At 71.9% G+C, this 23,780-nt stretch carries 27 protein-coding genes; 14 read left to right on the top strand and 13 right to left on the bottom strand.

Going from position 1 to position 23,780, the window contains the following annotated elements; genetic code table 11:
• Window positions 1-23: 23 nt before the first annotated feature.
• The gene (locus BM286_RS06280) at window positions 24-1,178 is read right to left on the bottom strand and encodes an ATP-binding protein (protein WP_092920730.1); all 1,155 of its coding nucleotides are present in this window, start codon (window positions 1,176-1,178) and stop codon (window positions 24-26) included.
• Between the two features lie 199 nt (window positions 1,179-1,377).
• On the opposite strand from BM286_RS06280, the gene BM286_RS06275 reads away from it, so the two are divergent.
• Both BM286_RS06275 and ilvA read left to right on the top strand, forming a co-directional pair.
• Window positions 1,378-1,785 (top strand): gamma-glutamylcyclotransferase family protein, encoded by a 408-nt coding sequence (locus BM286_RS06275; RefSeq protein WP_092920729.1) that lies wholly within the window; start codon window positions 1,378-1,380, stop codon window positions 1,783-1,785.
• Window positions 1,786-2,039: 254 nt separating this feature from the next.
• Window positions 2,040-3,251: a threonine ammonia-lyase gene (gene ilvA, locus BM286_RS06270; protein ID WP_092920728.1), complete on the top strand. Its 1,212-nt coding sequence runs from the start codon at window positions 2,040-2,042 to the stop codon at window positions 3,249-3,251.
• Between the two features lie 478 nt (window positions 3,252-3,729).
• Here the strand turns inward: ilvA and BM286_RS06265 are convergent, their stop codons facing one another.
• From BM286_RS06265 to folP, 5 genes are all read right to left on the bottom strand, one after another.
• Complete coding sequence (locus tag BM286_RS06265; protein ID WP_092920727.1) at window positions 3,730-4,293, bottom strand: hypothetical protein; 564 nt, start codon at window positions 4,291-4,293, stop codon at window positions 3,730-3,732.
• 139 nt (window positions 4,294-4,432) lie between these two features.
• Entirely contained in the window at window positions 4,433-5,503 is a 1,071-nt protein-coding gene (locus BM286_RS06260) for an NAD(P)/FAD-dependent oxidoreductase (RefSeq protein ID WP_092920726.1), read from the bottom strand.
• A 122-nt stretch (window positions 5,504-5,625) separates the two neighbouring features.
• A complete protein-coding gene (locus BM286_RS06255; protein WP_092920725.1) occupies window positions 5,626-6,372 on the bottom strand; it encodes a class I SAM-dependent methyltransferase in 747 nt (248 codons plus the stop codon).
• A 68-nt stretch (window positions 6,373-6,440) separates the two neighbouring features.
• The gene (locus BM286_RS06250; protein WP_092920724.1) at window positions 6,441-7,937 is read right to left on the bottom strand and encodes a DHH family phosphoesterase; all 1,497 of its coding nucleotides are present in this window, start codon (window positions 7,935-7,937) and stop codon (window positions 6,441-6,443) included.
• Between the two features lie 67 nt (window positions 7,938-8,004).
• Window positions 8,005-10,668 (bottom strand): dihydropteroate synthase, encoded by a 2,664-nt coding sequence (gene folP, locus BM286_RS06245; protein WP_092920723.1) that lies wholly within the window; start codon window positions 10,666-10,668, stop codon window positions 8,005-8,007.
• Between the two features lie 110 nt (window positions 10,669-10,778).
• On the opposite strand from folP, the gene BM286_RS06240 reads away from it, so the two are divergent.
• The 4 genes from BM286_RS06240 (at window position 10,779) to BM286_RS06230 (ending at window position 14,010) form a co-directional block, all read left to right on the top strand.
• A complete protein-coding gene (locus BM286_RS06240) occupies window positions 10,779-11,894 on the top strand; it encodes an ABC transporter ATP-binding protein (RefSeq protein ID WP_092920722.1) in 1,116 nt (371 codons plus the stop codon).
• Window positions 11,891-12,646, top strand: a complete 756-nt coding sequence (locus BM286_RS06235; protein WP_092920721.1) for an ABC transporter permease — start codon at window positions 11,891-11,893, stop codon at window positions 12,644-12,646. The genes BM286_RS06240 and BM286_RS06235 overlap by 4 nt, the downstream gene beginning before the upstream one ends.
• A 103-nt stretch (window positions 12,647-12,749) precedes the next feature.
• Entirely contained in the window at window positions 12,750-12,893 is a 144-nt protein-coding gene (locus BM286_RS15145) for a DUF7560 family zinc ribbon protein (protein WP_137694018.1), read from the top strand.
• A gap of 103 nt (window positions 12,894-12,996) precedes the next feature.
• Window positions 12,997-14,010: an aldo/keto reductase gene (locus BM286_RS06230; protein ID WP_092920720.1), complete on the top strand. Its 1,014-nt coding sequence runs from the start codon at window positions 12,997-12,999 to the stop codon at window positions 14,008-14,010.
• A gap of 35 nt (window positions 14,011-14,045) precedes the next feature.
• Here BM286_RS06230 and hisH read toward each other — a convergent pair whose 3' ends face one another.
• Complete coding sequence (gene hisH / locus BM286_RS06225; protein ID WP_092920719.1) at window positions 14,046-14,699, bottom strand: imidazole glycerol phosphate synthase subunit HisH; 654 nt, start codon at window positions 14,697-14,699, stop codon at window positions 14,046-14,048.
• A 129-nt stretch (window positions 14,700-14,828) separates the two neighbouring features.
• Between hisH and phnD the strand changes: the two genes are divergently transcribed.
• The 3 genes from phnD (at window position 14,829) to BM286_RS06210 (ending at window position 17,783) form a co-directional block, all read left to right on the top strand.
• Complete coding sequence (gene phnD, locus BM286_RS06220; RefSeq protein ID WP_092920718.1) at window positions 14,829-15,890, top strand: phosphate/phosphite/phosphonate ABC transporter substrate-binding protein; 1,062 nt, start codon at window positions 14,829-14,831, stop codon at window positions 15,888-15,890.
• Window positions 15,891-15,957: 67 nt separating this feature from the next.
• The gene (phnC, locus tag BM286_RS06215) at window positions 15,958-16,776 is read left to right on the top strand and encodes a phosphonate ABC transporter ATP-binding protein (protein WP_092920717.1); all 819 of its coding nucleotides are present in this window, start codon (window positions 15,958-15,960) and stop codon (window positions 16,774-16,776) included.
• On the top strand, window positions 16,773-17,783 hold the full coding sequence (locus BM286_RS06210) for a PhnE/PtxC family ABC transporter permease (RefSeq protein ID WP_092920716.1): 1,011 nt from the start codon (window positions 16,773-16,775) through the stop codon (window positions 17,781-17,783). The genes phnC and BM286_RS06210 overlap by 4 nt, the downstream gene beginning before the upstream one ends.
• On the opposite strand, the gene BM286_RS06205 is transcribed toward BM286_RS06210, so the two are convergent.
• From BM286_RS06205 to BM286_RS06195, 3 genes are read right to left on the bottom strand one after another with little or no spacing between them, the layout of a single operon-like run.
• Window positions 17,780-18,412: a uracil-DNA glycosylase gene (locus BM286_RS06205; RefSeq protein WP_092920715.1), complete on the bottom strand. Its 633-nt coding sequence runs from the start codon at window positions 18,410-18,412 to the stop codon at window positions 17,780-17,782. The genes BM286_RS06210 and BM286_RS06205 overlap by 4 nt on opposite strands.
• Before the next feature lie 23 nt (window positions 18,413-18,435).
• Window positions 18,436-19,008: an endonuclease dU gene (locus BM286_RS06200; RefSeq protein ID WP_092920714.1), complete on the bottom strand. Its 573-nt coding sequence runs from the start codon at window positions 19,006-19,008 to the stop codon at window positions 18,436-18,438.
• Window positions 19,009-19,188, bottom strand: a complete 180-nt coding sequence (locus BM286_RS06195; protein WP_092920713.1) for a DUF5786 family protein — start codon at window positions 19,186-19,188, stop codon at window positions 19,009-19,011.
• Window positions 19,189-19,301: 113 nt separating this feature from the next.
• Here BM286_RS06195 and BM286_RS06190 point away from each other — a divergent pair, with 113 nt between their 5' ends.
• A complete protein-coding gene (locus tag BM286_RS06190) occupies window positions 19,302-19,943 on the top strand; it encodes an MBL fold metallo-hydrolase (protein ID WP_092920712.1) in 642 nt (213 codons plus the stop codon).
• Between the two features lie 330 nt (window positions 19,944-20,273).
• Here the strand turns inward: BM286_RS06190 and BM286_RS06185 are convergent, their stop codons facing one another.
• Entirely contained in the window at window positions 20,274-20,423 is a 150-nt protein-coding gene (locus tag BM286_RS06185; RefSeq protein WP_048078454.1) for a 50S ribosomal protein L40e, read from the bottom strand.
• A gap of 131 nt (window positions 20,424-20,554) precedes the next feature.
• Window positions 20,555-20,824 carry a thioredoxin family protein gene (locus BM286_RS06180; RefSeq protein WP_092920711.1) on the bottom strand — a complete coding sequence of 90 codons (270 nt, stop codon included), beginning with the start codon at window positions 20,822-20,824 and terminating at the stop codon, window positions 20,555-20,557.
• Between the two features lie 190 nt (window positions 20,825-21,014).
• Here BM286_RS06180 and BM286_RS06175 point away from each other — a divergent pair, with 190 nt between their 5' ends.
• The 3 genes from BM286_RS06175 (at window position 21,015) to hisE (ending at window position 22,229) form a co-directional block, all read left to right on the top strand.
• Window positions 21,015-21,176 carry a preprotein translocase subunit Sec61beta gene (locus BM286_RS06175; RefSeq protein ID WP_092920710.1) on the top strand — a complete coding sequence of 54 codons (162 nt, stop codon included), beginning with the start codon at window positions 21,015-21,017 and terminating at the stop codon, window positions 21,174-21,176.
• A gap of 94 nt (window positions 21,177-21,270) precedes the next feature.
• The gene (pdxT, locus tag BM286_RS06170; protein WP_092920709.1) at window positions 21,271-21,864 is read left to right on the top strand and encodes a pyridoxal 5'-phosphate synthase glutaminase subunit PdxT; all 594 of its coding nucleotides are present in this window, start codon (window positions 21,271-21,273) and stop codon (window positions 21,862-21,864) included.
• Window positions 21,861-22,229, top strand: coding sequence for a phosphoribosyl-ATP diphosphatase (gene hisE, locus BM286_RS06165; protein WP_394327273.1), 369 nt, complete (start codon window positions 21,861-21,863; stop codon window positions 22,227-22,229). The genes pdxT and hisE overlap by 4 nt, the downstream gene beginning before the upstream one ends.
• A gap of 31 nt (window positions 22,230-22,260) precedes the next feature.
• Here the strand turns inward: hisE and BM286_RS06160 are convergent, their stop codons facing one another.
• Window positions 22,261-22,656 carry a hypothetical protein gene (locus tag BM286_RS06160; RefSeq protein WP_092920708.1) on the bottom strand — a complete coding sequence of 132 codons (396 nt, stop codon included), beginning with the start codon at window positions 22,654-22,656 and terminating at the stop codon, window positions 22,261-22,263.
• A 120-nt stretch (window positions 22,657-22,776) separates the two neighbouring features.
• Here BM286_RS06160 and BM286_RS06155 point away from each other — a divergent pair, with 120 nt between their 5' ends.
• Window positions 22,777-23,721 carry a glycerophosphodiester phosphodiesterase gene (locus BM286_RS06155; protein WP_092920707.1) on the top strand — a complete coding sequence of 315 codons (945 nt, stop codon included), beginning with the start codon at window positions 22,777-22,779 and terminating at the stop codon, window positions 23,719-23,721.
• Window positions 23,722-23,780 lie beyond the last annotated feature (59 nt).

Here is a 23,780-nt window from a genome sequence, read left to right as displayed (position 1 = left end):
CACCCGACGGTCGCCCGCGGTTTCTACGTATCGAAGCCGGCCGAGTCGGCCGGTGCGTGCGGGAGCGTCACCGCGAACCGCGCGCCGCCGAGATCCGACTCGCCGGCCTCGAGGGAGCCGCCGTACGCGTCGGCGAGCGTCGCGACCAGTCCCAGGCCGCTGACCCCTCCGTCCCGCGATCCGGCGCCGTCCCGCGATCCGGCGCCGTCCCGCGATCCGGCACGCCCCTCGTCGCGCCCGTCGTCGTCGGGGAACGATCCGTTTCGAATCTCGGGCGGGAGTCCCGGGCCGTCGTCCTCGACGACCAGCGCGACCTCGTCGTCGCCCACCTCCTCGGTCGTGTCACCCTCGCCGACGCGGACCGCGACGCGGACGGTGACGTCCGGGCCGGCGTGTTCGATCGCGTTCTCGACGAGGTTGTGGACGATCGACCGCACGCCGTCGTTGGCCGCGACGGACGCCGACTCCGGGAGATCGGTCTCGACGGTCACCGAGTCGCCGTCGTCGACGCTCGACAGCACGTTCCGGGTCGTCGCCGCCAGGTCGACGCGGCTGGAGCCCGCGTCGCCGAGGATCGCGTCCGCGACCGCGCTCGTCGCCTCGATGCGTTCGAGTCCCTCGCCGGCCTTCGCGGCCACGGTCGCCGCGTGGTCGGACCCGTCCGTCTCATCGACGAGCAGGTCGGCGTAGCCGCGAATCGTCGAGAGGTCGTTGCGGAGGTCGTGGCGCAGGAGGTGGTTCACGAACGAGACGGCCCGGACCGCGTCCCGCGCGCGGCGGGCGTCGGCGGCCTGGCGGACCGCGTAGTACCCCGCGACCGCGCCGCCGAGGCTCCCGGCGCCGGCGGCGACGAGCATCGGGAACGCCGGTTCGACCAGCGGGCGCCCCTCGAAGACGCGGACCGCGAGCGTCGCGGCGAACGCGGCGAGCGCGAGGACGGCCCCGGAGGCGGTCCACCGCGCCACGCGCCACTCCTCGGCGGGAGAGAGTCCACGACGAGCGATTCGGCGGCCGGCGGCGAGGACGGCGACCGCGATGCCGCCGTCGAGCGCGAACGCCAGCAGCGGCCCCCCCACGTTCCCGACGGCCTCGACCTCGGTGCCGTGGTGGACCGCCGCGGCGACGAGGAGGCCGGCCCCGATCAGGGAGACGACGTGGTGGCCGCGAAGCGTCGGCATTACGAAACCAACCGACGATGCGAGTAAAGTCGTTGCGGTCGATCGAGAGACCGACTACCGCCCGGACGTGAATCGACTGCGCGAGGTGAAGCGACGAGAACGAGGACGCGAGGAGCGCGAAGAGTGGGAGGAGTGAGACGGGGCCACGGGAGGGAGAACCGTCCGAACGTTGAAATCCGCGAGCGACCCACGGGGGCCCATGGATGTCTTCGTGTACGGCACGCTGACCGAGCCGGACGCCGTCACCGAGGTGGTCGACTCGTTCGTCTTCGTCGGCTCTGCGACGCTCGACGGCCTCCGGCTCGTGGAGGGGCGGTACCCGACGCTCGCGCCGGGCGGCGAGACCGCGGGGCGGCTCCTCCGAACGGAAGAGATCGACGCGCTCGACGCCTACGAGGACGTCGACGGCGGGCTGTACGTCCGCGAGGCCGTCCCGCTCGACGCGCCGGGCGAGCACCCGGAGACCGCCGCGGTGTACGTCGGCGACCCCGACAGACTCGACGCGGACGCGACGTGGCCGGGGTCCGGACCGTTCGCCGCTCGGGTGCGATCGGTCCTCGACGAGCGCGACGTGCGGGTGCGGCTGACCCCCCGAGATCCCGTCTGACGGGCGGATGACGGGCGCGCAGTCGTGCGGTTTCACTTTCGCTCTGGTAGCCCCACCTTTTTGTATTCGCGTCGCTTGGTTTCACTCGCACGTCACACGCGTGCATTCCCCCCTTCACCAACGCCGAGCCGCTCGCTCGTCGATCGGACGGGCGCGGCGAACGCGACGCGGCGGACGCGGGCCGGCGACCGTGGTCGACCGGTCCGTCGGCCCCGACCGGAACCGATTAGCGGCCGGCGCGGCGACGGCGTGGCATGCTCACTCTCTCCGACATCCGCGAGGCGCGCGAGCGGGTCTCGGGCGTCGCCCGGCACACGCCCCTGGAGCGGTCGCGCTCCTTCTCCGAGATGAGCGGCGCCGACCTCCACCTCAAACTGGAGAACTTCCAGCGGACCGGCGCGTTCAAGATCCGCGGTGCGATGAATCGGATCCGGACGCTCTCGGAGGCGGAGCGCGAGGCCGGCGTCGTCACCGCGAGCGCCGGCAACCACGCGCAGGGCGTGGCGCTGGCGGCCAGTCGCGCCGGGGTCGACGCCACCGTCGTGATGCCGAAGTTCGCGCCGGTCTCGAAGGTGAAGGCCACCCGCGGGTACGGCGCGAGCGTCCGCCTGGAGGGCGTCGACTACGACGAGGCGCAGGCGTACGCGCACCGGCTGGAGCGCGAGGAGGACCGCACCTACGTCCACGCGTTCGACGACCCCGTCGTGATGGCCGGGCAGGGGACGCTCGGCTTAGAGATCGTCGACGACTGCCCCGAGCTCGACACTGTCGTCGTCCCGATCGGCGGCGGCGGGCTGATCTCGGGGGTCGCGGTCGCGATCAAGGAACAGCTGCCCGACGTGCGCGTCGTCGGCGTTCAGGCGGCGGGCGCCGCCTCGGCCGCGAAGTCGCTGGAAGCGGGCGAGGTCACGGAGATCGACAGCGTCGACACGATCGCCGACGGGATCGCGACGCGGTCGGTCGGCGATCGGACCCTAGAGGTCATGACGGAGTACGTCGACGAGGTCGTCACCGTCGACGACCGCGAGATCGCCCTGGCCCTCACGCTGCTCTTGGAGCGCGCGAAGACGCTCGTCGAGGGCGCCGGCGCGGTCGCGCTCGCCGCCGTCCTCTCGGAGGCGTTCGAGTACGACGACGGCGAGACGGTCGTCGCCGCGCTCTGCGGCGGCAACATCGACCTCAACCGCCTCGGCACCGTGATACGCCGGGGACTGGTCCAGATGGGCCGCTACCTCAAGATCACGATCGACCTGAAGGACCGCCCCGGCGAACTGGAGCGCGTCTCCAGCATCGTCGCGCGCACCGGCGCGAACGTGTACGCGGTCCACCACGACCGCACCTCCCGCGATGTGGCCGTCAACGCCGCCGAACTCGAACTCGAACTGGAGACCGACGACGCCGAACACGCCGCCGACATCGTCGACGCGCTCGAAGCCGAGGGGTACGACGTCGAGGTGCTGTCGTGAAACGGGTAGCGACCATTTATAAATAGAACCGCGGTGGCGCGCGCCTGCGAGCGGCCGCCCCCGGCGGCCGCGAGGAGCACGCGCGAGGGAGTCGGCCGCCCGGAGCAACGCGGAGGGCGGCCGACGAGGCTGGGGAGGCGTGAGGCTGCGGTGCCGTGCGGGGTGGGACTCAAAGGGGCAGCCGGGAGGCGGGCGCAGGCGATGCAAGCACCGCAGGAGCGAGTGAAACGAGCGACGAGGAGCGTGGTTCGAGAGAGCGAAGCTCTCTCGTCATCACGAAAGGCGCTCCGCGCCTTTCGAACGACAGCGAGCGTGCGCCCGCCTCCCGGCTGGGGCTTTGGAGACGCTCACCGTCGATCTACGGTCAGCGATTTATAACGGAGCGGCTGGGGCTTTGGAGACGCTCACCGTCGATCTACGGTCAGCGATTTATAAACGAGCGGCCGGGGCTTTGAACTCGTTCACCGCCGGTGGAACATCAATTTCCGGATGCGTTCGCGGAGCCGTTCGTTTGTGCCGGGGCCGAAACGCTTCCGCTCACGCTCGTCGAGCCGCCGAGGAGGGAGTGGTCCGAGTCGCCGCTGAACGTCGTGACCGTCTCGCCGTCCTGTTTCACGATCAGGGTCCAGGGGTCGTCGCCCGCGGGGATCCGCATCGTCCCGTTGTAGCGGACGACGCCCGAACACGGCCGGGAGGCGTTCCCGGCCTCCTCGATCGGAACGTCGAGGACGTAGGCGGACTCGTTCAGTCGCTCGAAGGTCGGCCCGCCGACGGCGTACGAGGGGCCCGGCAGCGAGACGTTTCGAGCGTACGTTATCTCCGTGTTTCTTGGGCCGGCGGCCACCGAGGTCGAACCGTTGGCCGCGAACTCGTCGGGACAGCGGACCCCGTCGGTGTCGAAGTGGAGCAGCGCCGGCGGATCGCTCGGTCCGCCGAAGAGGCCGCCGGGCCCTCCCGACACGGGACCGGCGAGGGCGACGGCGCTACCGGTCACGAACAACGCGAGCGCAACGGCGACGACGGCCAGACCACGTCTGCTCATCACGTTTCGGACGACGGGAGGGTCACGGATAGTACCGCGTATAACGCAAAGAGGGGTTTGCGTCACCGAGCGTATCAGGGGTGCGGACGGGAGCCGTCGGGGCGGTGACCCGGACGCACCCGAAACGACGAACCGCCTCTCAGTCGTCCGCGGCCGCGGCGTCGATCTCGGCCTCGTACAGCTCGCCGGCGCGCTCGCGCTCGGAGAGGTACTCGTCGGCGTCGAGCGCGGCCTTCACGCCCATCCCGCTCGCGGTGGCCGCCTGCTGGTAGTGGAAGTCGACCACGTCGCCCGCGCCGAACAGGCCCGCGACGCCGGTCCGGGTCTGCCCGCCGCCGCGGCCGCCCTCGGTGATCAGGTACCCGTCCTCGTCGGTCTCGATGCCGGTCCCCTCCAGGAAGTCGGTGTTCGGCGTGTGGCCGATGGCGTAGAAGACGGCGCCCACGTCGAACGCGTACTCGTCGACCTCGTCGGCGGTCGCGGGGTCGTCGAGCTTCTCCTTCGGGTGGCCGTCGGGGTGTTCGACGAGGGTCACGCGGTCGATGCCGTCCTCGGGGGTGCCGTGGATCTCGGTGAGCTCGGTGTTGAGGAGCAGCTCGATCTCCCCGTCGTCGACGGCGTCCATCGTGCGCTCGATCCACACGTCCTCGGCGCGGAACTCCTCGCGGCGGTGGGCGACGTAGACGGTGTCCGCGAACTTCGTCAGGAAGTTCGCCTCCTCCATCGCGGCGTCGCCGCCGCCGACGACGAGCATGTCCTCGTCGCGGAAGAACGCGCCGTCGCAGGTCGCACAGGTCGAGAGGCCGTACCCCATCAGCTCGTCCTCGCCGGGGACGCCCAGCGTGCGGGCGCTGGCGCCCGAGGCGGCGATGACGGCGTCGGCGGTGTAGACGTCGCCGTCGGAGAGCGCGACGCGGAAGTGGCCCGCGGGCTCCTTCGCCACGTCCTCGATGACGCCGTTGCGGGCCTCGGCGCCGAACTTCTCGGCCTGTTCCTTCATGTCGTTGATCAGGCCCGGACCGGAGATCCCCTCGGGGAAGCCGGGATAGTTCTCCACGTCGGTCGTCAGGGTGAGCTGGCCGCCGGGCTCGTCCCCTTCGATGAGCAGGGGGTCGTTGTTCGACCGCGCGGCGTAGATAGCCGCCGAGAGACCAGAAATACCGGTGCCGGCGATGATCAGTCGACGGTGTTCGACGATGTCGTCGGTCATGTGAGTGAGTTCGCCGGCGCGCCGTATGTACGTTGCGACCGGTGGCGTCGCGCTCGCACGAGCGACCGCGCTCCCGCACGAGCGACCGCGCTCGCGACCACGACGACCACAGGACGAATCCGCTACCGCACCGCGACGAACACGCTCCGCTCGTCTCCGGGGCCGTACCCCTCCGCGACGTCGACGTCGTCGAACCCCGCCGCGGCGAGCGCGTCGGCGATCCGCTCGTCCGCGAACGGCGTCATCCGGCGGCGGTCGACGAACGGGTCGCCGTCGGGCGTGAACGTCACCGCCCGCCAGTCGAGCCGGCCGTCGTCGGTCGCGACGTGGTGCGCGACGCGAACGTACCGGATTTCGCCCTCGGCGTCGCGGCCGACGTCGAGCCCCGGCCGGTTCCCCTCGGCCGGCAGCGGGGAGTTGTCGAAGACGAGGACGCCGCCCGGCCGGAGGCGGTCGCGGAGCGCGGCGAGGGCGGGGTCGAGGTCGCCCGGCGCCAGGTGGTTCACGACGCCGCGGACCGCGACGGCGGCGTCGAACGGCGCCGCGTCGTCCATATCGAGGTCCGGGAGGCCGGTTCGCCGAAACTCGACGGAAGCGTCCCCACACTTCTCGCGCGCGACGTCGAGCATCCCCTCGTGGACGTCGACCGCGGTCACGTCGATTCCGCGGGCCGCGAACCGGCGGGTGTGCTCGCCGGTCCCGCAGCCGACCTCCAGCAGCCGCTCGGGGTCGGTTCCGCGGGCGTCGAGGGCGTCGCGGACGAAGTCGCCGTCGCGGTCGTAGTTCCACTCCGACTGGATCGCGTCGTACAGCCGCGGGCGCTCGTCGTAGAGGCCGTCAGACGCGGTATCGGGACCCGTGTCGGGCATGGTGTCGGGATCGGCGGCCGGCGACGAGTGTCTTACGCCGCCGTGCGACAGATTCGCACGCCCCGGACTCAGTCCGTCGGGAACTCCGGCGGGAACCCGGTCGGCTGGGCGGGCGCGTCGTCGAGCGCCTCGAAGAACCGCCCGGCGACGAACGCCTCGACGACGTCCGACAGCGACTCCGACTCGGGGACCTCAGAGAGGATGCCGAGCGGGACCTGCGCGCCGGCCATCACGGCGTGGCCGCCGGCCGATCCCACCGGGTCGAGCGCGTCGCGGAGCAGTTCGCCGGCGTCGAGGTCGGCGCCGCGGGCGCGGGCGGAGCCGTAGATCACCCCGTCCATGTAGCCGTAGACGAACGTCGCCGTCACGCCCTCCAGGTCGAGCAGCCGGTCGGCCGCCTGCGCGAGCGCGTCGCGGTCGACGATCTCGCCGACGCAGGAGGCGGCCACCGACCCGCGGACGTCGCGGTTCTCGATGGCGGCCGCGAGGACGCGCAGCGTCTCGGGGCTCACGCTCGGGCTCTCGACGCGTTCGAGCGTCGACTCGTCGGCGTGCGCGAGCAGCGCGGCCGCCGCCTCGAAGTCGTCGGTCGCGGTCGCGCGCGTGAAGTCCTTCGTGTCGATCCGGATCCCGTACAGGAGCGCCGTCGCGAGGTCCCGTTCGGGCTCGATCCCGTACCGCGAGAGGTACTCCGCGATCAGCGTGCTCGTCGCGCCGATCCCGGGGCGGATGTCGACGAACGACCCCGCGACGGGCCCCCGCGGCGGGTGGTGGTCGACGACGACCTCAATCGGGTGGCCCTCGGGGAGGCTGTCGTTGATGCCGGCACGGGAGTGGTCGACCAAGGCGATCCCGTCGTACGCGTCGAGGTCGACCCCGTCGAACGACCGGAGGTCGATGTCGAGGAGGTTCACCATCGCGCGGTTCTCCTGGTGAGCGATCTCGCCGCCGTAGCAGGCGTCCGCGTCGACGCCGATCGATTCCGCGACCCGCGCCAGTCCGATCGCGCTGGCGATGGCGTCCGGGTCGGGATTGTCGTGCGCGACGACCAGCAGCGGCCCCGAGAGCCGTCGGAGCGCCGCGAGCAGCCGGGCCGGCCTCTCGTCCTCGCCGTCGTCGGTGCGGGCGAACTCCGCGTCGGTATCGGCCCCGCGGCCGCGGTCGAGCCCGACCGCCTCGAAGACGCGGCCGGCGACCGCCGCGACCGGGTCGACCACGCGGTCGGCGACCGCCGCGACCGCCGCCCGCTGCTCGTCCGTCGGTGCCGTTCCGAGGTGCGCGACGATCATCGCGTCCGGGTACCGTTCCCGGGCCGCGCGCGCGGCGGCGACGTTGCGGTCGGGGTCGTCGCTCGCGATCAGCACGACCGCCGCCGCGTCCGGGTACGTCCCGGGATCGGTCGGGTCGGCCTCGACGGTGGCGACGTTGCGGTCGCGCAGCGTCGACGCCCAGCCGGTGTCGTCGGTGATCGCCACCAGGTCGTCCCTCCCGCCGCGCTCCTCGCGGGTGCGCTCGACGAGCGCGTTCCCGACCGCGCTACAGCCGAGCAGCAGGCGCCGGGTCATACGGACGCGACGGGGTCGCGAGGCAAAACGCTGCCGTCGACCGCGCGGTCGCTCCGGGCCGCGGCCGTCACGCTCCGTCCTCCGACCCCTCCGCGGGGTCGCCCCCGTCGCGGAGCGCCCCGTTCACCGCGGCGGCGACGTCGACCGCGGCGCGGTTCTCGGCGACGTCGTGGACCCGAACGATGTCGGCGCCGCGGTCGGCGGCGAGCGCGGTGCCCGCGACCGTCGCGTGCTCGCGGTCGTCGGCGTCGCGCCCGACCGCGCCGTACAGCGACTTGTGCGAGTGGCCGACGAGGACCGGACAGCCGAGCGCCGCGAACTCCCCGCAGCGCGCGAGCAGTTCGAAGTCCTCCGCCGGCGACTTCCCGAAGCCGAGCCCGGGGTCGACGATGACGCGGTCGCGGTCGATGCCGGCCGTGTCCGCCAGCGCGAGGCGCTCGCGAAGCGCGTCGACCGCCTCGGCGACCACGTCGTCGTACTCGGGGTCGGCGTCCGGGTCGACCGGCGCGTCGAGGCTGTGCATCACGATCACCGGGCAGTCCGCCTCGGCGACGACCGACCGCATCTCGGGGTCCTCTAACCCAGTCACGTCGTTGATGATGTCCGCGCCCGCGTCGAGCGCCGCCTCGGCGACCGCGGGCTTGCGCGTGTCGACCGACACCAGCACCTCGCCCGACCCCACCGCCGGCACCGACTGGATCGCCTCGATCGTCGGCACGACGCGCTCGATCTCCGCCTCGACCGGGACCGGCTCCGCGCCCGGCCGGGTCGACTCCCCGCCGACGTCGACGACGTCGACCCCCGCGTCCACCATCCGCTCGACGCCGGCCACCGCGTCGTCGAGGTCGGCGTGGCGCCCGCCGTCGTGGAAGGAGTCCGGCGTGACGTTGAGCACGCCCATCACGGCGGTGCGGTCGGTCCACGGGAAGTCTCGGCCGCTGTCGTCGCTCGTGTCGTCGCCGTCCCCGCTCTCGCCGTCGCCCCCGGACTCCGGACCGCTCGCCGGGGCTTCGGTCCCGACCGCCGCGGCGAGGTCGGCCGCCACGCCGCCGAGCCCGCCGCCGTCGGCCGCGTCGAGGCGATCGACGAGCGCGCGGAGCTCCGCGACCGTCCCGGCGACGGTGACCGGGACCCGCTCGCCGCCGGCGCCGCGGTCCTCGCCCGCGCCGAGGCCGCCGAGGGCCGCGTCGCCGCCGACCGCTCGGACCTCGCTCGCGACGCGCTCGGCGCGGTCGCCGCGCAGCCGGAGCGTGAGGACGCGGTGGTCGACGCCGTCCCGGTGGGCCGCGACGCCCTCGAGCGGGACGCCCGCCGTGTCGAGCGCGTGTTCGGCGTCCTCGGCGTCCCGAACGGCCCGCTCCCGGACCGTGCGCATCTGAGCCGCCCGGGCCTCCGCGACCGCGAACAGCGAGCCGACGAGCAGCACGCAGTCGCCCTCGTCCGCGCGGTCGACCGCCGTCGCGAGCGCGTCGGTCACGTCGTCGCCCGCAGTCACGCTGTCGACGCCCGCCGACCGGAGCGCGGCCGCGAGGACCGCGGGGTCCTCGGCGCGGTCGATGGCGGGCCGGCAGGTGACCGCCGTCGCCGCGTCGGGCAGCGCCGCGGCGGTCTCGGCGTGGTCCTTGTCGTGCATCGCGGCGTACACGAGGTGGAGGTCGTCGTAGTCGTACTCGTCGAGGGTCGCCGCGAGCGTGCGGGCGGCGGCGGGGTTGTGCGCGCCGTCGAGGACGGTCAGCGGCGCCGTGTCGACCACCTCGAACCGCCCGGGCCACGTCGCTCTCGCGAGGCCGTCGCGCACGGCGCGGTCCGCGAGGTCGGTCCCCAGCGCCGCCGCGGTCCGGTCCGCGAGCGCGACGGCGACCGCCGCGTTCGCCGCCTGGTGGCGGCCGACGAGCGGGAGCCGGTACGTCCCCTCGCGCTCGCCGGCGAGCGAGACCTCGGCGTCGGTGGCGCTGACCCGACCCTCGTAGGTCGCCGCGAGCGCGGGCGGGTCCTCGGTCTCGTCGGCGTCGTCCGCCGAGTCCCGCTCGTCCGCGTCGCCGTCGCTCCGACCCGCGGCGTCGCCGTCGCCGGTCACCCGCGTCACCGGCGCGCCGGCCTCGCCCGCCACCTCGCGGACGACGTCGAGCGCCTCGCCCTCGCAGGCGGTGACGAAGGGCGCGTCGGGGCGGGCGATCCGAGCCTTCGTGCGGGCGATCTCCGCGATCGTGTCGCCGAGGACCGCGGTGTGTTCCAAGGAGACGTTCGTCACGGCGGTCGCGACGGGGTCGACCGCGCTCGTCGCGTCGTACTCGCCGCCGAGGCCGACCTCCAGCACGGCGACGTCGACCTCGCGGCGCGCGAACTCCCGGACCGCCATCGCCGTCACGACCTCGAAGAAGGTGAGCGGCTCGCCGGCGGCCGCGCGGTCGATCAGCCACGGGCGCACCTCGGCGACGAACTCCGCGATCGCGGCCTCGGTCATCTCCCGGCCGTCGACGCGGACGCGCTCCGACAGCGACGAGAGGTGCGGCGAGGTGTACAGCCCCACCGACAGCCCCGCCTCGCGGAGGACCGACTCGGTCATCCGCGCCGCGCTGCCCTTCCCGTTCGATCCGGCGATCTGGACGAACGGGACCGCCTCCTGCGGGTCCCCGAGGTGCGCGAGCAGCGCCTCCACCCGCTCGGTGCCGGGCTTGACCGAGAAGCGGCGGAGGTCGAAGAGGAACGCCGCCGCCTCGTGGTAGTACATACGCCGTAGGTCGGGAGCGGGTCGCTTAGGGGTAACGGACCCGACCGGGTCCCGGCGACCGCGTCGACCGAAAAGCAACCCTTACGCGCGCCGCGGCCGCATCCGATCGCATGGACGAGACAGCGACCGCCGACGCGGGCGACGCCCCTGCCGAAGGGGCGACTCCGGGCGGCCCCGACGGCGGCGACCCGGTCGTCGTCGGCGAGGGGGTCCGGAAGTCGTACGGCGACGTCGACGCGCTCGACGGGGTCGACCTCGACGTGGCGGCCGGCGAGGTGTTCGGGCTCATCGGCCCCAACGGCGCCGGGAAGACGACGCTGGTCCGCGCGCTCACGGGGACCACCGAGGCCGAGGGCGGCCTCCGCGTCTTCGGCGAGCCGCCCCGCGAGGTCGACCCGAGCCGGATCGGGCTGCTCCCGCAGTCGTTCGACCCGCCCGCGCGGCTCACGGCCCGCGAGCTGGTCGACTACTACGGCGGCCTCTACGACGCGGCGCGCGACACCGAGGCGGTCCTCGACGACGTGGGGATGGCCGACGACGCCGACGCCTGGTACGAGACGCTCTCGGGCGGCCAGCGGCGCCGCACCTGCGTCGCGACCGCGGTCGTCAACGACCCCGACCTCCTCTTCCTCGACGAGCCGACGACCGGGATCGACCCCGCCGGCCGGCGGGCGATCCACCGGCTTATCGAGCGGCTCGCGGCCGACGGCACGACCGTCTTCCTCACGAGCCACGCGATGGACGAGGTCGAGCGGCTCGCCGACCGCGTCGCCATGCTCCGCGACGGGCGGGTCGTCGCGAGCGGGGCGCCCGATCGGCTGGTCACCGAACACGGCGGCGCGCCGCGGCTCGACGCGGCGACCGCGGCGCCGACGACGGAGGGAGTCGTCGAGGCGGTCGCGGCCGGCGTCCGAGACCGTCTCGGGACCGACCCGACCGTCGAGGCGACCGACGACGGCCTCCGGGTTTGGGGCGTGCGACCCGAGGCCATCGGCGACGCGGTCGACGCGCTCGACGACGCCGGCGTCGCGTTCGACTCGCTCTCGTGGTCGGAGCCGTCGCTCGAGGACGTGTACCTGCGGCTCACCGGCGAGGAGTACGCGCGCCGTGGGGACGGCGGACCGCCGGACGAAGCGGCCGGCGAGGGGCGTCGCGCAGCCGACGACGCGACGCCGGGCGGGGGTCGCGCAGCCGACGACGCGACGCCGGACGGGGGCGACCGATGACCCGCCTCGGCCGGATCCGGACGGAGGCGGTCGCGGCGGCGCGCTCGTTCACCCGCCGCCGGACGGCGGTGTTCTTCACCTTCTTCTTCCCGGTCATCCTCGTGGTCATCTTCGGCGCGCTGGTGCGGACCCAGCCGACCGGCGGCGGCCTCTTCGCGGAGCCCGCGGGCTACTACATCCCGGGGTATCTCGCGGTCGTGGTCCTGTTCACGCCGCTGTCGCGGGTCGGCTCCGAGATCGCCCGCCACCGCGACGGCGGGCGGTTCGAGAAGCTGGCGACGACGCCGCTCTCCCGCGCCGAGTGGCTGCTCGCGCACACGCTCGTCAACGTCGGGATCATCGGCGCCGCGAGCCTGCTCATCCTCGGCTTAGTGCTGGCGGTGACGGACGCGACCCTGATCCTCTCGCCCGCGCTCGCCGCCCTGCCCCTGTTCGTCGCGGTCGCGGTCGCGCTGTTCTGCGGGCTCGGGGCGGTCCTCGGTTCGCTCGCGGACTCGCAGGACGGCGTGATCGCCGCGAGCAACACGGTCGCGCTCCCCCTGCTGTTCCTCTCCGAGACGTTCGTCACCCCGTCGCTCCTGCCGGAGTGGTTCCTGCCCGCGGTCGCCGCCTCGCCGCTGACGTACTTCGCGCGCGGAACTCGGGCGATCACCTTCGAGGGGGGCGCGTGGACCGGCGACCTGCTCGTTTTGACCGCGCTCGCGGCCGGTTTCCTCGCGGTCGGCGCGTACGCGGTCCCGCGGACGGAGTGAGCGGACGACGGGCGGCGTCGCCCCGGAGCGGACGGCGACCGCCGCCCCGGAACCGTCCATTTATGTTCGCAGCCCGCGTCCGGAGGAAACGAGAGGGACCCCGTTGACCACCGTTCACTTCACCTGTCCGGACTGCGAGCAGACCATCGAGGTCAACGACGCGATGCGGGAGACGATACTCGACACCGGCTGCCCGGTGTGCACCGCGGCCGCGACGGCCGAGGACTTCGCCGCGACCTGCGAGTAGCCGTCGCCGCGACCGCCGCCGGCCCACGGGGGCGTTGCGGCGCGTTCGCACACCGCATCCGGTTGCTGTGGCTTTTTGCGTCGACCGCGACAACGGTCGAGCGATGACACCCGAACTCGAGGAGATCGATCTGGGGACCGTGCCGCTCGGCCGGACCGGCCTGCGAACGAGCGAACTCCAGTTCGGCACGTGGCGGTTCGGCCGCGTGACCGAGGCGGGGAACGTGGAGATCGACGAGGACCGCGCCCACGAGCTGCTCGACGCCTACGAGACCGCCGGCGGACGCTACATCGACACCGCCGACGTGTACGGCGGCGGGGACTGCGAGCGCTGGATCGGCGACTGGCTCGCCGAGCGCGACCGCGAACGCTACACGGTCGCCTCGAAGGTGTACTGGCAGATCCGCGACGGCGACCCGAACAGCCGGGGCACGAACCGCAAGAACGTCCGCCACCGCGTCGACGCCCTGCTCGACCGGCTCGACACCGACTACATCGACGTCCTCTACATCCACCGGTGGGACGACGAGACGCCCGCCCGCGAGCTGATGAAGACCCTGAACGGGCTCGTCGAGTCCGGCAAGGTCCACTACCTCGGCGCCTCCACGCTCCGCCCGAACGCCTGGAAGGTCGCCCGCGCCAACGAGATCGCCCGGGGCGAGGGGTGGGAGCCGTTCACGGTGCTCCAGCCGCGCTACAACCTCGTCGACCGCGAGGTCGAGGGGGATTACCTCGAGTTCGCGCGCCAGCGGAACCTCGCCGTCTCCCCGTGGAGCCCGCTCGGGCAGGGCTTTTTAACCGGCAAGTACGACCGCGACGCCGACCTCCCCGACGACTCGAAGGCCGCCGAGTCGACCCGGTTCCAGGAGGCGTACCTCACCGAGGAGAACTTCGACGTCCACGACGAGCTCGACGCCGTCGCCGACGAGGTCGGCGCCTCGGCCGCGCAGACCGCGCTCGCGTGGCTCGCGCACCGCGACGGCGTCACCGCGCCGATCGTCGGCGCCCGCACCGTCGACCAGCTGCGCGAGAACCTCGCGGCCGCGACGATCGATCTGTCCGACGAGCAGGTCGACCGCCTGACCGCGGCGAAGCCGGGACCGTACGACGAGTTGTAGGATCGGCTGCCCGAACCGTCGCCGGGGAGGCCGCCCTACCGGTCGGCGCAGTAGTCGACGAAGTTCCGCAGGATCGCCAGCCCCGTCTCGCCGCTCTTCTCGGGGTGGAACTGCGTGCCGAACACGTTGCCGGCCTCGTTGGCGACGACGGCCGGGAAGTCGACCCCGTAGTCCGCGGTGGCGACGACCGCGTCCGGGTCGGCGGGCTCGGCGTAGTAGGAGTGGACGAAGTAGGCGTGCTCCCCGTCGACCCCGTCGACGATCGGGTGGTCGCGCTCGACCTCGAGCTCGTTCCAGCCCATGTGCGGCACCTTCCGGTCCACGTCGAACCGGACGTTGGTGCCGGGGACCAGATCGAGGCCCGTCACCTCGCCTTCGCCCTCGTGGTCCGCCTCCTCGCTCGTCGTGAGGAGCATCTGCATGCCGAGACAGATCCCGAAGAGGGGGCGGCCGGCGTCGGCGTGGTCGGTCAGCGCCTCGCGCAGCGGCCCGGCGTTCTCCATCCCCTCGCGGAACGCGCCGACCCCGGGGAGGACGACGCCGTCGGCGGCCGCGAACGCCTCGGGGTCGTCGGTGATCTCGACGGACGCGCCCGCCCGCTCCAGTCCGCGAGTCGCGGACCGGAGGTTTCCGAGACCGTAGTCCACGAGGGCGACGGACACCTCCCGATCCGGTGGTGATTCGTCCATGTCTCCGGTATATCACCTGCGTGGAAGTCAGTTTCCATCCGGAATCCGGTACATAGCGGTACATACCAGTCCGTATATTTAAACAGCAACACTTTTGAGACGCCAGTAGAATCCCCAAATGTACTCCTCATGGCCAGACGACGCAAATTCCTCAAGGTCGCGGGTGCGGCAAGTATCGTGGGACTCGCGGGATGTAGCGGCGGCGGCAACACGAGCGGCGACGGGTCCGGCGGCGACAACATGAGCGGCGACGGCGACGGGTCCGGCGGCGACAGCATGAGCGGCGACGGCGACGGCGACGCGGCAATGACCTTCGGCGGGGACGGAACGGTTAACTTCGGTATCTCGCCGTCCGTTCCGCAGGAGGACCTCGAGGTACAGTACGCTCCGCTCCTCGACCACGTCGGGAGCTACCTCCAGCAGAACCACAACGTTCCCGAAGGCCTCAACGTCGAGGGGAACATCGGGAGCAACTACAGCGCGGTCATCCAGTCGCTCGGTCAGGGGACGACCGACCTCGCGGAGACCGGCCCGTTCGCGGCCGCCCTCGGCGTGAAGACCGGCAACGCGGAGATCATCCTCCAGCGGTACGGCTACGGCGGCTGGACGTACAAGAGCATCATCGCGACGCCGAACGACAGCGACATCACCGAGCTGTCGGATCTCTCCGGCAAGACCGTCGCCTTCTCCGACCGGCTGTCGACCAGCGGCGCGCTGTACCCGCTGTACAGCATGTCGAACCAGGGCGGCCTCGACGTCGGGAACCTCCCCGAGGGCAACGGCTCACAGGCGGAGTTCGACGCCCGCTTCGCCGGCGGCCACGTCGGCTCGTACACCCTGCTCGAACAGGGGCAGGTCGACGCGGCGGCGATGGGCGGGTTCGTCCGGGACACCTCCACCGGCCCGACGCCGGAGGAGTGGCAGCAGGTCGCGACGACACTCCACGAGGACGAGGGCCTGCCGCGCGCCCCGATCGTGGTCTCGCCCGAGCTGAGCGACGACGTGAAGTCCGCGCTCCAGGCGTCGTTCCTCGAGGCCCCGGACAGCATCTACTACGGTGCGGACGGCGAGGGCGGCACCGGAGACGACCTCTGGTTCAGCCGCGTCCGCGAGGCGGCCCAGGAGGACTACCAGTCCGTCATCGACGTCGCCGACGAGCTCGGCGTCGGAGCGGACATCTTCGGACAGTAGGACCCCGCCCCCCAACTTCGGATCGTTTTTCACACGATCGGTCTGTTTTCCGACAAAGCAACACCTCATGCCAACGATCGAATTCGAAAACGTCAGCAAAATATACGACGAGGACACCGTCGCCCTCGACGACGTGTCGTTCACCATCGATGAGGGGGAGTTCGTCATCCTCCTCGGTCCCTCCGGCGCCGGCAAGTCGACGATGCTCCGGGTACTGAACGGACTCACGCAGCCCACCGAGGGGTCCGTCCGCATCGGCGGCAAGGAGCTTCAGGGGAACCGCAGCGAGGTCGGAATGGTGTTCCAGGAACACTACCTCATCGAGAGCAAGACCGCGTTCGGCAACGCGCTGTCGGGAGCGCTCTCCCGGAACGGGCTCGTCCGGAGCGCCCTCGGGCTACACGCCGACGCGGACAAGATGACCGCTCTCGAAGCCCTCCAGACGGTCGGCCTCCTCGACGAGGCCGGTCAGCGCGCCGAGTCGATGAGCGGGGGCCAGAAACAGCGCGTCGGGATCGCGCGGGCGCTGGTTCAGAACCCGGAGATCGTCCTCGCCGACGAGCCGGTCGCCAGCCTCGACCCGAAGGCCGCCCGCGACGTGATGCGCTACCTCAAGAAGGCCGCGACCGAGCAGGACCTGACCACGATCACCAGCCTCCACCAGGTGAACATCGCGCGCGAGTTCGGGGATCGGTTCCTCGGTATCCGCGACGGCGAGGTGATATTCGACGGCGACGCCGACGACCTCACGATGGACGAGATGGACCGGATCTACTACGGCGAAACCAAGAGCGGCGAGACGATCCCGACGGGGGCGGCGAGCGGCGAAGTCGGCGAAACCGACGCCGAGGCTGACGCCGCCACCGACGGGGGGGGTCGGGCGTGAGTTCGCCGTCCGACTCGGCGATCGACGACCAGTTCCGCGCGCTCGAACGGCTCCGGCGACTCAAGTACGTGCTGTGGGGCGTGCTGCTCGCGGCGGTCCTCGGCGTCACCTACTGGGGGCTCGGCTTCATTGGCTTCCAGCCCAGCGTCGTCGCCGGGCGGCTCCCGGGGATGTACGAGTTCATCTCGACCGGCTTCTTCCCGCCTGACTTCCAGAACTTCACGATCTACACCAAAGACCAGAACATCACCGGACTGCGAGCGATCCCCGCGAGCTTCGGCGACGGGGGGGCGCACATCGTCGAGAGCTTCAGATCGTCGCGGCAGTCGCTGGTGAAGGCGAGCCTCGTGACGCTGCTGTTAGGGTTCATGGGCACCGTGTTCGCCTTCCCGTTCGCGCTGGTCCTCGGCGTCCTCGGGAGCGAGCGCGTCACGCCGTTCCCGTTCAACTTCATCTTCCGGGGCACGCTCAGCGGCATCCGCGCCATCCCCGCCATCGTCTGGATCTTCCTGTACATCCCCATCGGCCCGCCGGGACAGGTCACGGCGGTGCTCGCGATCGCGACCGACAGCATCGGGAACCTCGGGCGCCTGTTCACCGACGACCTCGAAGAGATCGAGGAGGGACCGATCGAGGCGATCCGGTCGACGGGCGCGTCGGGCACCCAGACCGTGAGCTTCGGCATGCTGAGCCAGGTCTCGCGGTCGTTCATCGCGTGGACCCTGTACATCCTCGAGATCAACACCCGGATCGCCATCTCGCTCGGGGTCGTGGGCGCCGGCGGCCTCGGGCTGATGATCCGGAACAGTCAGGACCTGTTCGAGTTCCAGCAGACCGCCGCCGGGCTGGTGATGGTGTTCATCGTCGTCCTCGGCATCGAGCTCGTCTCCTCGCGCATTCGCGCCCGGCTCCGGCCCGGCGAGCACGAGGGGAAGGGACTCATCGAGGCGATCCGCGACCTGTTCAATCCGAACAAGTGGCTCGGCCGCGGCGACCCGAAGAACTAGAACTCGCCGAGCCGCGACTGGCCGTCCCCGCCGTCCCCGCTCCGTTCACCGACGCCGCTCAGTTCGGCCGCCCGAGCGATCGTCTCGAAGAAGCCGTCGCGCTGGCTCCGGTCGTACAGCGTCGCCGCCGGGTGGACGGAGAGCAGCACGCGCCGCGATTCGCCCGCGAGCCGCGCGTCGGCCACGTCGCCGGACTCCGCGGTGATCGCCACCGACCGGTCGAGGAGGTGTTCGCTCGGCACCTTGCCGAGCGTCACGATCAGTTCCGGGTCGAGGCGGTCGATTTCGCTCTCGAGGTGGCCGCGGCAGTTCGCCAGCTCCTCGCCGGTCGGATCGCGGTTGTCCGGCGGCCGGCACCGCACGCAGTTCGTGATCCGCACGTCCGCGCGGGCGAGCCCCGCGTCTCGCAGCGCCTCGTCGAGCACGTCGCCCGAGCGACCGACGAACGGCTCTCCCCGCTCGTCCTCGGTGGCGCCCGGTCCCTCACCGACGAACAGCAGGTCCGCGTCCGTCGGGCCGACCCCGTCGACGATCCGGCTCCGCGACTCGACCAGCGCCGGGCACCGCTCGCAGGCCGGCACGCGCAGCTCCTCGTCGAGCGCGGCGCCGTCGCCGCCGTGTTCGCTCATACGGGGGTTCCGGACGCGGTCGTCTAAGTAGCGTCGGTCGCCGCCGCCTCGCGGTGCGCGCTCGCGGCCAACGCCGCGAGCCGGAGCGGCTCACACCGCCGCTCGCCGTCGCGGGTGAGGCCCCTGATCGCCGCGGCGGCCTCCTCGGGATCGATACCGACCGCCCGGACGAAGCGGGGGTCGCTGGACTCCGGAGCATCGACCGCGACCCGGGACGGTAGCGACCGGTAGACGTCGAGGCGGGCGGCGAGCGCGTCGCCGTCGAACGCGTCGCGCAGGGCCGGTTCGAGCCCGGGGCTCGCCTCGTAGCTCACGGCGTAGACGGGGCGGTCGATCGTCTCGCGGAGCCGGTCGAGGTCGACGAGGTTGAACCAGGCCGGCGCGACGCCCGCGCAGGCGACGTGGCGCACGTCCTCGCGGTCGAGCGCGCGCCAGCAGTCGATGGCCGCGTCGGTCGCGTCCGTCCCGCCGACGGTACACCGCGCGAACGCGAAGCCGTCCGGCGTCCCGTCGGCGCGGACGACGACGCCGGCCGCGTAGCTCGCGTCGCGGGCGTCAGAGAAGGCGAGGCCGAGCGTGCGGCTCGGCGGCGTCACTCACGCGTCCTCGGATTTGATCTCCTGGAGTCGGTCGAGAAGCTCGTCGTTCGAGGCGCCGGGCTCGTAGTCGACTGACCCCTCGTGGGTCTCTTGGGCAGCCTGGACGCCGTCGTCGTCGAAGTCCGCGTCCAGGTCCTGATTCTCCTGTTCGGACTCGTCGTAGCTGCCGAATCCCATGTGTGTGTAGAATTAACAGAGGGCGATAGATAAATCCACGGCCGCCGGCGGAGAGAGCCCCGTCGGTGCGCCCGCGGCTGTACCCTTTTGTCGCTCCGCGAGCGAGGACGGGTATGGAGCCGATCACCGTCACCGCGGACGCGGAGGAGTTCACCTGTAACGCGTACCTCGTCGTCGGAGACGCGACGACGCTCGTCGACGCGGGAACGATGCCCGGCGTGGACGACGTGATCGCCGACGCGCTCGACGACGCCGGCGTCGACGACCTCGACCGCGTCGTACTGACCCACCAGCACCACGACCACGTGGGCGAACTCGACGCCGTGGTCGACCGCTTCGACCCCCGAGTGTTCGCGTACGCCGACCACCCGCGTCGCGACACCGCGCTCGAGCCTGGCGACGAGGTGCTCGTCGGCGACGAGCCGTGCGAGGTCGTCTACACGCCCGGTCACGCCGACGACCACGTCTCGCTCGTCGGCGAGGAGCGACTCTACTCCGGCGACGTGGTCGTCTACAACGACGGCGCCTTCGACGACGGGTCGTTCGGCCGCACCGACATGGCCGGCCAGTCGCGCGAGCGCCTGATCGAGAGCCTCCGCGAGATCCTCGACCGGCTGCCCGACACCGCCGAGGCGATGTACCCCGGCCACGGCGATGTCTACCGCGCCGCCGACGGGCCGGACACCGTCCGCGAGGTGATCGAGCGCGCGACGGAGCGCGCCGAGCGCCGCGAGCCGAAGTACCCCGAGGAGTGAACGCGGTCCGTATTTAAGAGTGAACGCGATCCGTATTTAAAAACGAGCGGCGAGGAGGCCGACCGCCACCCCTCGGCGCGCCCCCGAGCGGCCGCCGGCGGCGGCCGCGAGGTCCCCGTGAGCGGAGCGAACGGGGGCTCGGAAATCTTTGATTTCCGGTGGAGGCGGCGGTCCGGCGCGGCCCCGCCCGCGCCGGGCCGTCCGCCGAGGCTGGGGAGGCGTGAGGCGCACGCGCGGCTGGCCGTCGAGGCGGAGAGATCCGAGAGAAGGGACGAAGACGGACCGGAACCGAGCCGAAGACGGACCGGAACCGAGCCGAAGACGGGCCTACTACGCGGCGCGGCGCTCGGTCGCCTTCGGGCGGAGGTTGGTGTAGCCGCACTTGCGGCAGCGCTCGGCCTCGGAGGCGTTGCGGGCGTTACAGCGCATACAGATCTGTCGGTCGAGCATGCGGCGTTCGGCGGCGTCGAACTTGGCCATACGGCTACTGGGCGGGCGGTGCTGTAAAAGGTTGCGAGACGGCGCGGCGGGCTGTCACCGTCGCGAACGCGTCGGATCGACGGGACGGAGCCGCTGGAGCGCCGAGGAGTGAAAGGGGCTCGGGCCGCGAGTCAGGCGCCCGCTTCGCTGAGGGCGGCCTCGATGTCCTCGCGCTGGGTGACGCCGACGAAGCGGTCGACGACGCCGTCGTCGTTCTCGACGATGAGCGTCGGGAGCGAGCGGACCTGGTACTGGTTCGCGACGTCCTGCTCCTCGTCGACGTCGACCTTCTGGAGCTCGAACGCGTCGCCGAGGTCGTCCTGAATCTCCTCTAAGATGGGGTCTTGGGTCTTACACGGGCCGCACCACTCGGCGTGGAAGTCCAGCAGTCGAACGGTCATGGTCGGCGCAAATTATCGCCGGCCCGCGCATAAGGGTTTCCCACTCGTGTGTGCGCCGGGCCCGTGCGACTCGTCGAGGGCGACGAGACGGCGGAACCGATGAGACGGCGGGCGGAAAGCGGATGAAGGGCCCGCTGCGGCCCGAGCGACGAACGAAACGTTTAGAATGCGGCGCCGTCCAGAGGGGGATATGAGTGGTTCCAACTCCGGCGGACTGATGTCCAGCGCGGGACTGGTCCGCTACTTCGAGAACGAGGACCGGAACGCCATCACGATCAACCCCAAGACGGTCCTCGCGTTCTGCGTCCTCTTCGGCCTGTTCGTCCAGATCCTCTCGCTGACGGTCGCGTAGGCCCGCGCCGCATCAGTTCTCCCCGCCGCGTTGCCGACGGACCGACCGACGACGTAGCGCGCCCTTTTTCCACGCGCCCCTCCCACGTATCCGTATGAAAGCAGGCGTCATCGCCGTTCAAGGCGACGTGGCCGAACACGCCGCCGCCGTCCGCAACGCCGCGGCCGCCCACGACGAGTCCGCGGCGGTCGTCGAGGTGCGCGACGCGGGGGTCGTGCCCGACTGCGACGTCCTCCTGATACCGGGCGGGGAGTCGACGACGATCTCGCGGCTGATCCACCGCGAAGGGATCGCGGCCGAGATCGAGGCCCACGTCGCGGCCGGCAAACCGGTCCTCGCGACCTGCGCCGGGCTCATCGTCTGCTCGAACGACGCGAAGGACGAACGGGTCGAGGCGTTAGGGCTCGTGGACGTCTCCGTCGACCGCAACGCGTTCGGCCGACAGAAGGACTCCTTCGAGGCGGAGATCCCGGTCGCCGGGCTCGACGACCCCTTCCACGCCGTGTTCATCCGCGCGCCGCTCATCGACGACATCGGCGGGGGCGTCGAGACGCTCGCGACGGTCGGCGGCCGCGCGGTCGCGGTGCGCGACGGCCCGGTCGTGGCCACCGCGTTCCACCCGGAGCTCACCGACGATCCGCGGATCCACGACCTCGCGTTCTTCCCCGAGCGGGAGGTGGTCGCGTGAGCGGTCCGGCCGGGGACGACGGTGGTGGCGGGACGACCGACGGTCCGGCCGCCGAGGCCGGCGGGGATTCGGCGGTACCGTCCGAGGACGTCCTCGACGAGCTGTTCGCCACCATCGAGTCGCGGCGGGAGGAGCTCCCGGAGGGGTCGTACACCGCCTCCCTCTTCACCCACGAGAAAGGGGAGAACGCCGTCCTAGAGAAGATCGGCGAGGAGACGACGGAGGCGATCCTCGCGGCGAAAGACGACGACCGCGAGGAGCTTACCGCCGAGAGCGCTGACCTGGTCTACCACTTGCTCGTGTTGTTCGCGATGAAGGACCTCGCCGTCGACGACCTGCGCTCGGAGCTGCGGGACCGGTTCTGAGACGGACGAAACCGTCGCGGCACGGCGGGAGCTATCGCTCCCGTTCGAGCTCGCGGTCGATGTCGTCGCGCTCCTCCGTCTCTAACTCCTCGCCGATCCGGCGCTCGAACTCCGCCTCGCTGATCTGCCCCTCGACGTACTGCTGTCGGAGGCGGTCTTGGCGGCTACTCCCGCCGTCGACCTCGGTCGACGAGGTGGATCCCGACCCGATCGAGTCGAGCGATCCGGCGTCGTCGTCGCTCAGCAGCCACGAACCCGCCTCGTACGCGGCGTAACCGAGCCCCGCCAGCACGGCGAGCGTGACGATCCCGGAGAGGACCGCCCAGGCGAGACTCAGGAGGGCCGAGACCACGCTCACGACGACGCTGACCCCGATCAACGCCGCGATCGCGATCGCCGCGTAGTAGAGGGCCTGCTTCCCGTCCATATCCCGGATTCGGGCGGCCGGCCGCAAATACCTTCTCCCGCGGACGCGGGGGCTCGCCGGCCGGAGCGGACGCCCGCGGACTTTTGTTCGCGGGGCCGAACACCCCACGAGAACGACGCCGTGAGCGACACCGACTCGTCCGGATCCGGCGAGGGGGCCCGCCCGACCCGCAGAGCGGTGCTTCGGCGGACCGAATCGCTCGCGGTCGGCGGAGCGGCGGCGGTCGGATCGACCGCCCTCGCCGGCTGCGTCGGGCGCGGGAACGGGGAGGCGACCGAGGGCGCCGGCGACGGCGACGCCGCCGACCCGCCCCTCGTCGCCCACCGGGGCTTCGCGGCCGAGAACCCGGAGAACACGGTCGCGGCGGTCGAGGCGGCGACGGCGGTCGTCGACCGGATCGAACTCGACGTTCGCCGCTGCGGGACGGGGGAACTCGTCGCCTTCCACGACGCGACGCTCGGGCGGGTGACGGACGCCACCGGGCGCGTGGCCCGGACCCCGCGCGAGCGGCTCGCCGACCTCTCCGTGGCGGGCTCGGGCGAGCCGGTGCCGACGCTCGCGGCGGCGCTGGACGCCGTGCCGGCGGACGCGTGGGTCATGCTCGACCTGAAAGAGCGGGGGGTCGCGGGGGACGCGCTCGCGCTCGGCGCGGACGGGGACTACGACCTCGCCGTCACCGCCGACGACCCGGCGGTGATCGAGGCGGTGCGGACGGCCGATCCGACGGTATCGACCGTCTACGGCGTGCGCGAGTCGGTCCCCGCGCGGCCCCTCAGACCGCTGATTCCGGGGAGTCGCGAAGGGGTCCGTCTGCCGAGGTGGGCGTACCCGCCGCAGGACGTCGCGGCGATGGTCGAGACCGCGACCGAGTTGGGGTGTGCGGCGGTGTCGCCGCGGTACGAGCTGTGCCTCCGGACCGACATCCTCTCGCGTGCGGCGGACGCCGGACTCCGGGTGCTGCCGTGGACCGTCGCCTCGGCCCGAGAGTACGAGGCGGTCGCGGGTGCGGGCACCGGTGTCGACGCCGTCGTCTCGGACGTCTCTCGCGGAGTTCGCGAGCCCTGACGGTCGAGCGGAACGCGACTCAGGGGGCGACAGAAGGGTTATTCGTTCGGCTCTCGTGA

It is taken from the genome of Halorubrum sodomense (assembly GCF_900111935.1).
In the GTDB taxonomy this organism is placed as follows: domain Archaea; phylum Halobacteriota; class Halobacteria; order Halobacteriales; family Haloferacaceae; genus Halorubrum; species Halorubrum sodomense.
The sequence above is the reverse complement of the archived record's forward strand: the minus strand, read 5'-3'. Positions and strand labels throughout refer to the sequence as shown.